Source organism: Intrasporangium sp., assembly GCF_035280925.1.
Lineage (GTDB): Bacteria > Actinomycetota > Actinomycetes > Actinomycetales > Dermatophilaceae > Intrasporangium.
The window spans coordinates 22,743-29,634 of the sequence record NZ_DATEEY010000203.1; the positions used below are offsets into that span (position 1 = coordinate 22,743).

At 69.3% G+C, this 6,892-nt stretch carries 7 protein-coding genes; 5 read left to right on the forward strand and 2 right to left on the reverse strand.

Features of this window, described 5'->3' with window-relative positions; genetic code table 11:
- Positions 1-92: 92 nt before the first annotated feature.
- From mshA to VJN29_RS18140, 3 genes are all read left to right on the forward strand, one after another.
- Entirely contained in the window at positions 93-1,394 is a 1,302-nt protein-coding gene (gene mshA, locus VJN29_RS18130; RefSeq protein ID WP_324145040.1) for a D-inositol-3-phosphate glycosyltransferase, read from the forward strand.
- 67 nt (positions 1,395-1,461) lie between these two features.
- On the forward strand, positions 1,462-1,995 hold the full coding sequence (locus tag VJN29_RS18135) for a YbjN domain-containing protein (protein WP_414654420.1): 534 nt from the start codon (positions 1,462-1,464) through the stop codon (positions 1,993-1,995).
- A gap of 23 nt (positions 1,996-2,018) precedes the next feature.
- Positions 2,019-2,762, forward strand: coding sequence for a phosphoglyceromutase (locus tag VJN29_RS18140; protein ID WP_324145041.1), 744 nt, complete (start codon positions 2,019-2,021; stop codon positions 2,760-2,762).
- 314 nt (positions 2,763-3,076) lie between these two features.
- Here the strand turns inward: VJN29_RS18140 and phoU are convergent, their stop codons facing one another.
- Positions 3,077-3,787 (reverse strand): phosphate signaling complex protein PhoU, encoded by a 711-nt coding sequence (gene phoU, locus VJN29_RS18145; protein WP_324145042.1) that lies wholly within the window; start codon positions 3,785-3,787, stop codon positions 3,077-3,079.
- 177 nt (positions 3,788-3,964) lie between these two features.
- On the opposite strand from phoU, the gene VJN29_RS18150 reads away from it, so the two are divergent.
- Together VJN29_RS18150 and VJN29_RS18155 are read left to right on the forward strand one after the other, a co-directional pair.
- Positions 3,965-5,224: a sensor histidine kinase gene (locus VJN29_RS18150; RefSeq protein WP_324145043.1), complete on the forward strand. Its 1,260-nt coding sequence runs from the start codon at positions 3,965-3,967 to the stop codon at positions 5,222-5,224.
- Complete coding sequence (locus tag VJN29_RS18155; protein ID WP_324145044.1) at positions 5,221-5,904, forward strand: response regulator transcription factor; 684 nt, start codon at positions 5,221-5,223, stop codon at positions 5,902-5,904. The genes VJN29_RS18150 and VJN29_RS18155 overlap by 4 nt, the downstream gene beginning before the upstream one ends.
- 40 nt (positions 5,905-5,944) lie before the next feature.
- Here the strand turns inward: VJN29_RS18155 and VJN29_RS18160 are convergent, their stop codons facing one another.
- Positions 5,945-6,580, reverse strand: coding sequence for a hypothetical protein (locus tag VJN29_RS18160; RefSeq protein ID WP_324145047.1), 636 nt, complete (start codon positions 6,578-6,580; stop codon positions 5,945-5,947).
- Between the last annotated feature and the right edge of the window lie 312 nt (positions 6,581-6,892).

Below are 6,892 nucleotides of genomic sequence, written 5' to 3' on the forward strand. Positions count from 1 at the left end.
CGCTCCGCCGGTGACCACTGGACGAACGGCGGAATACATCAAATCGACGGTGTGGTTGAGTCAGGAGAGACCGGGCGACCAGAAGGGCGCAGATGTCGGATGACCCCACGCGCGTGGCGATGATCAGCGTCCACACGTCCCCGCTGGAGCAGCCGGGCACCGGCGATGCCGGCGGCCTCAACGTCTACGTGGCCGAGACGGCGAAGGAGCTGGCCCGTCGCGGGATCGAGGTGGACATCTTCACGCGGCGCACCACGGGTGAGGCACCGATCATCGGCGGACTCGTGCCCGGGGTCCGCGTGCTGCACGTGACCGCGGGCCCCTACGAGGGACTGCCCAAGGAGGAGCTGCCGGGGCAGCTGTGCGCGTTCTCCGCCGGGATCATGCAGGCCGGTCTTTCGGTGCCCGAGGACCACTACGACCTCGTGCACTCGCACTACTGGCTCTCCGGCCAGGTGGGCTGGCTGGCCGCCGACCGGTGGCGCGTCGCCCTTGTCCACACCATGCACACCATGGCGCGCGTCAAGAACCTGCACCTCGCCGAGGGCGACATCCCTGAGCCACGGGGGAGGGAGATCGGTGAAGCCCAGGTCGTCGAAGCCGCGGACCGGCTCATCGCCAACACCGACGGTGAGGCACGCGACCTGATCGAGCTGTATGACGCGCCGCCCACGAAGGTGTCCGTCGTGTCTCCCGGGGTGGACCTGATGACCTTCACACCGGGCGACAGGCGCGAGGCCCGGGCCCAGCTGGGGCTGCCGGGAGACGGCGAGCTGCTTCTCTTCGTCGGGCGGATCCAGCCGCTCAAGGCGCCCGACATGCTCCTGCGCGTGGCTGCCGAGCTGTTGCGCCGTGATCCCGGTCGCCGGCCGCGGCTCACCGTCGCCGTCCTCGGGGGACCCAGTGGGACCGGCCTCGCACGGCCACACGAGCTCGAGGATCTCGCAGAGCAGCTCGGCATCGCCGAGGTCGTCACGTTCGTCAAGCCGGTCGAGCGCCCGGTCCTGGCCCAGTGGTACCGCGCGGCCGACCTCGTCCTCGTCCCGAGCCACAGCGAGTCCTTCGGCCTGGTCGCCATCGAGGCGCAGGCCTGCGGAACACCGGTCGTCGCAGCGGACGTCGGCGGCCTGCCCACCGCCGTCGGCGAGGCGGGCGTACTCGTCGAGGGCCACGAGGTCGCCGTCTGGACCGACGCCGTCCAGGCTCTGCTCGACGACGATGAGCGGCGCCTCGAACTCGGACGCAGGGCCATCCAGCACGCCTCGGCGTTCGGGTGGGAGGCGACGACTGACCGGCTGCTGGCCGTCTACCGACAGGCGATCCACGACCGCACCCACTCACCCATCGCGGAGGGGGAGGGGCTTGCCGGTGTCCCACGCGCCGTCATCCCGTGAGCCGAACCTGGGCAGCGCCCGACCGGACGCCCACCGCGCGCCTTCCGAGGGTTGGCAGAATGGCGGCGTGAGCGAGCCTGAGACGCAGCCGACGACGGATCCGGTGACGGCTGCGGAGGAGCGGCTCACTGCATACGTGCGATCCGTCGACCTCGAGTGGGAGCTCGGTGGCCGCGAGGGCGAGTACGTCGTCACCCTGCCCGGCGAGAAGAAACTCCGGACCGTCGTCTCGCTCCTCATCCGGCCCCGGACCACGAGTGTGTCGGCCTTCGTTGTCCGCAACCCCGACGAGAACCACGAGGACTTCTACCGGACCCTGCTGCGCAGGAACCTCCGACTCGCCGGCATCGCGTACGCGATCGATGCGGACGGCGACGTCTACGTCCGCGGGGAGGTCCCGACGAGTGCGCTCGACGCCGAGTACCTCGACCAGCTCTTCGGGGTCATCCTCGCCGCGAGCGACGAGGCGTTCAACGAGCTGCTCGCCCTCGGCTTCCTCGGGTCGATGAAGAAGGAGTGGGCCTGGCGCGTATCGCGAGGCGAGTCGACCCGCAACCTGGAGGCGTTCCGTCACCTGCTGGAGGAGCCGGCTGACGGCTGAGCCGGCGTCGCTAGGCTGGCGCCATGACCTACACCCTTGTCCTCGTCCGCCACGGGGAGAGCGACTGGAACGCCAAGAACCTGTTCACTGGCTGGGTCGACGTCGACCTGACGGAGAAGGGGCGGACCGAGGCCATCCGCTCCGGCCAACAGCTCAAGGAGGCGGGCATCCTGCCGGACATCGTCCACACCTCCGTGCAGCGGCGCGCCATCACGACGGCGAACCTCTCGCTGGACGAGGCCGACCGTCACTGGATCCCAGTGAAGCGAAGCTGGCGGCTCAACGAGCGCCACTACGGCGCGCTCCAGGGCAAGAACAAGAAGGAGATCCTCGAGCAGTTCGGGGAGGAGCAGTTCATGCAGTGGCGGCGCTCCTACGACGTGCCGCCGCCGCCCATCGACCCCGACGACAAGTTCGCCCAGACCGGGGACCCGCGCTACGCCGGCCTCGGTGCCGCCATGCCACGGACGGAGTGCCTCAAGGACGTCGTGGCGCGGATGCTGCCGTACTGGAAGCAGGAGATCCAGCAGGACCTCGCCGACGGCCTCACCGTCATGCTGGCGGCCCACGGCAACTCCCTCCGTGCGCTCGTCAAGACGCTCGACGAGATCAGTGACGAAGACATCTCGGGTCTGAACATCCCGACCGGCATGCCGCTCATCTACGAGCTCGACGACTCGTTCGTGCCGGTGACGCGCGGGGGTCGCTACCTCGACCCGGAGGCAGCCCGAGCTGCCGCGGAGGCCGTGGCCAAGCAGGGCCGCTGACCCCCACCCAGCCTGATCGAAAGAACAGCTTTGGGGCGTCCCTGACCCCGAAAGTCGTTCTCTCGATCGGCCCGGTGGGCGGGCGGCAGGGCCGGGAGGTCACGTGGCGCTGGGAGTGAGCTCAGCGGCATACCCCATCGAAGGAACAGCTTTGGGGCGTCGCTGACCCCGAAAGTCGTTCTCTCGATCGGCCAGGTGGGTGGGCGGCAGGGCTGGGTGGCCGCGTGGCGCGGGGAGCGAGCTCAGCGGCATACCCGATCGAAGGAACAGCTTTGGGGCGTCCCTGAACTCCAAAGTCGTTTTTCCGATTGAGGTCAGCTGTTGCGCTCGATCTCCGCGATGATGTCGGCGTCCTCGGCCTCTTCGTGGTCGTAGCTGACCTCGGAGTCGTACTCGCCCGTGACCAGGTAGATGACCCGTCGGGCGACCGACACGGCGTGGTCCGCGAACCGCTCGTAGTAGCGACCGATGAGCGCCAGATCGAGCACGGTAGCGCGCGGCAGGGCGCGGTCCTCGTCGAGCAGAGCCGCGAACAGGTCACTGTGCAGCTCGTCCATCGCGTCGTCGTCCTTGTCCAGCGTCGCGGCCGCCTCGATGTCCTTGCTCGCGATGATCGAGCCGCACTTGGCCACGATCGCCTCCGCGACCTGACCCATGTCGAGGATGTGCGAGCGCAGCGCCGCAGGAACGGCGGAGTCGGGGTGGCGCAGCCGGGCCACCTTGGCCACGTGGCGGGCCAGGTCTCCCATCCGTTCGAGGTCCGAGCTCATGTGCATCGCGGTGACGACGATCCGCAGGTCGGTCGCGACCGGCTGCTGCCGGGCGAGGAGGTTGACCGACAGGTTGTCGAGGTCGATCCGGATCTCGTCGAGCTTCTTGTCAGCCTCGATCACCGACTCTGCGAGCTGGACGTCGGCGTCGAGCAGGGCAGTCGTGGCACGAGAGATGGCGGACCGCGCGAGCCGGGTCAGCTCGACGAGCTGGTCCGTGATCCGGTCGAGGTCCTCGTGGAACTGGTCGCGCAATGGTCTTCCTCGTCTCGTGGGGGCGTGCGGGGGCGTGCGGACGTGCGGAGGTTCGGGGCCGAGGGTGCCAGTCGCGCGTAAATGGAGGGCGGCCAGCAGGTGAACTCTCAGTTCTGGCCGTGCGTGCCAGGGCTCCGTCTGGTCAAGAGCCTGCCACAGGATGCGTAACCTGAGGGTGTGGATCCGACGACCGCGGCGATCTTGGGCGGCATCGCCGGCCTGGCGCTCGGCGGCGTCGCGGTGCTCGCCGTCCGGCTCTCGGATCGGGCCCGACGGAACGAGGTCGTCATCGCTCCGACGCCGGACCTGCCCCCCGGCGTGGCGGAGGTGCTCGCCGTCCTCCGCTCCAGCGGCATCGTCGTCGACAGCTCGGACCGCGTCGTCAACAACTCGCCCGCTGCCGTGGCGCGCGGCCTCGTGCGCGGTCAGGAGCTCGTCCACCCGGAGCTGCTCCAGCTCGCCCGCGCGGTCCGGCGCGACGGAGTGATCCGCGAGGTCGAGCTGGACCTGCGCAAGGGCATCGGTGAGGCGCGGCTCGTCGTCGCGGCCCGGGTTGCCCCGCTCGGCGCCGACCACGTGCTCCTGCTCGTCGAGGACATCTCCCAGGCTCGCCTTGTCGAGGAGGTTCGGCGTGACTTCCTGGCCAACGTCAGCCACGAGCTCAAGACCCCGGTCGGCGGGATCTCCCTGCTCGCCGAGACCCTGCTCGACGCGGCCGACGACCCCGAGGCGGTCCAGCGCTTCGCGGCCCGCATCGGCATCGAGTCGCGGCGCCTGGCCAACCTCGTCAAGGAGATCGTCGAGCTGTCGCGCCTCCAGGGCACCGATGTCATCACCGACCCGGCCCTCGTCGACGTCGGTGCATGTGCCCAGGACGCCGTGGAGCGAAACCACCTCCTCGCCGAGGAGAACGGCATCGACGTGGCCATCCAGACGGAGCCCGACTGTGAGGTGTGGGGTGACGGTGAGCTCGTCACCACGGCGATCGCCAACCTCATCGGCAACGCCATCTCGTACTCGGACTCCGGCACCCGGGTGGGTGTGTCGACCCGTCGGCGAGACGGAACCGTCGTCGAGGTGGCCGTGACGGACCAGGGTCTCGGGATCTCGCCGGACGAGCAGAAGCGGATCTTCGAGCGCTTCTACCGGGTTGATGCGGCCCGGTCACGGGCCACTGGCGGCACCGGTCTCGGACTCGCCATCGTCAAGCACGTCGTGGAGAACCACGGGGGCACCGTCACCGTGTGGTCACAGATGGGCCGAGGGTCCACCTTCACCATCTCGCTGCCGGCGGCGCCGCCCGTCCCAGCGGCAGTGGAGTCCGGCTCGGGCTCGCAGCCCAGCGATTCGGACCTCTCTCCGGTGGAGGCCGTCGGTCATGCTCCAATTGGGTCACATCCGGCCAACGCGGCCAATGCCACGAGAGGTCAGCCTTGAGTCGAATCCTGATCGTCGAGGACGAGGTGTCGTTCTCAGACCCGTTGTCCTACCTGCTCCGCAAGGAGGGCTACGACGTCGTGGTGGCGGAGACCGGCCCGGACGGGCTCTCGGAGTTCGACAAGCACGGCGCCGATCTCGTCCTCCTCGACCTCATGCTGCCCGGCCTGTCCGGCATCGACGTGTGTCGGACACTTCGCCTACGGTCATCCGTCCCGGTCATCATGCTGACGGCCAAGGACAGCGAGATCGACAAGGTCGTCGGGCTCGAGATCGGTGCCGACGACTACGTCACCAAGCCGTACTCGAGCCGTGAGCTGCTTGCCCGCGTCAAGGCCGTGCTGCGCCGGCTCGCGGAGCCGGAGGAGCTGCTCCCGTCGACGATCGAGGCCGGTCCGGTGCGGATGGACGTCGAGCGGCACACCGTCACCGTGAACGGCAAGCCCACGGCCCTGCCGCTCAAGGAGTTCGAACTGCTCGAGATGCTGCTCCGGAACGCCGGGAGGGTGCTGACCCGGATGCAGCTCATCGACCGGGTCTGGGGCAGCGACTACGTCGGCGACACGAAGACCCTCGACGTCCACATCAAGCGCCTTCGGACGAAGATCGAACCCGAGCCCGCACGTCCCATGCACATCGTCACAGTGCGGGGCCTCGGCTACAAGTTCGAGACCAACTGACTGGCCCGGCCGCCCGGAGCCTGTCGCGGGTGGAGCGAGATCAGCTCGTCGTCGTGGCCGTCTCGGTCGGGGTCTCCGTCGATGTCTCTGTCGGTGTCGCGGTCTCTGTCGGTGTCGCCGTCTCCGTCTCCGTCGGTGTCTCCGTTGGAGTTGCCGTCGTCGTCGCGGCGGGGGCCGCGGTCATCGTCGCGTAGGGGCCTGTCGGGGCGAGGACGGGGACGTCGACGATCGTGGTGCCACCCGGCTGCGCCGTCACGGCGACCGGGACGATCATGCCCGGCTTCGCCGCCAGAGCCTCGAACTGCAAACCCTGTTCGGCGAGGTTGACCTGCTCGCGAGGCCCGACCTGGATCTCCGAGCCGCCACCGGAGCCCGCCTCCTCCTGGGGTGCGAGCTGGACCCTGACCGGCTCGGTGCCGAGGTTGATCACCGCACCGGAGACGACGGCGGCCTCGCCGCCTCCGCCGACGAGGAGCAGATCGCGGATCGAGAGGTCGCCGACCTCGGCCGAGATGCCGTCCGCGGGCTCGTAGGGAACGTCGGTCTGAACCGGGTTGAACACCATGCACCCGCTGGCGAGCGTGGCGATGGCGACGCCGCCGAGGACGGCGACGGTGCGCCGGTAACGCGCGGCGGGCGCTGCGGGCGCGGCGGTCTGGGCGAGGAATCGGCGCATCACGGGCGACAGCCTACCGGCGAACGCACAGCGTTCGTGGCCGGTCCCGTTGGCGTGGCGCAGATCAGTGGTGGGGTGGCTGGGGTGCCCTGTCGGCGAAGTCCCCTCGGCGCGCGCGCAAGCACGCACTGCGGCCGGTTGTCAAGGCGTGACGGGACGGCAACACGAGGGCGACAAAGGCTCTGACCTGCGCAGATGCCGCCGCGCCAGATCGCCCCCCGCGCGGTTTCGTGATAATCTGGAGGTCGCGAAAGGGGAAAACAGCACATGGTTTTCAAGGTCGGCGAGACGGTCGTGTACCCCCACCATGGG

Bases quoted from the DNA above. Each gene is read 5' to 3' on its own strand.
- VJN29_RS18160 (WP_324145047.1), bottom strand. From the start codon at position 6,580: ATGCGCCGATTCCTCGCCCAGACCGCCGCGCCCGCAGCGCCCGCCGCG.
- mshA (WP_324145040.1), top strand. From the start codon at position 93: ATGTCGGATGACCCCACGCGCGTGGCGATGATCAGCGTCCACACGTCC.
- VJN29_RS18140 (WP_324145041.1), top strand. From the start codon at position 2,019: ATGACCTACACCCTTGTCCTCGTCCGCCACGGGGAGAGCGACTGGAAC.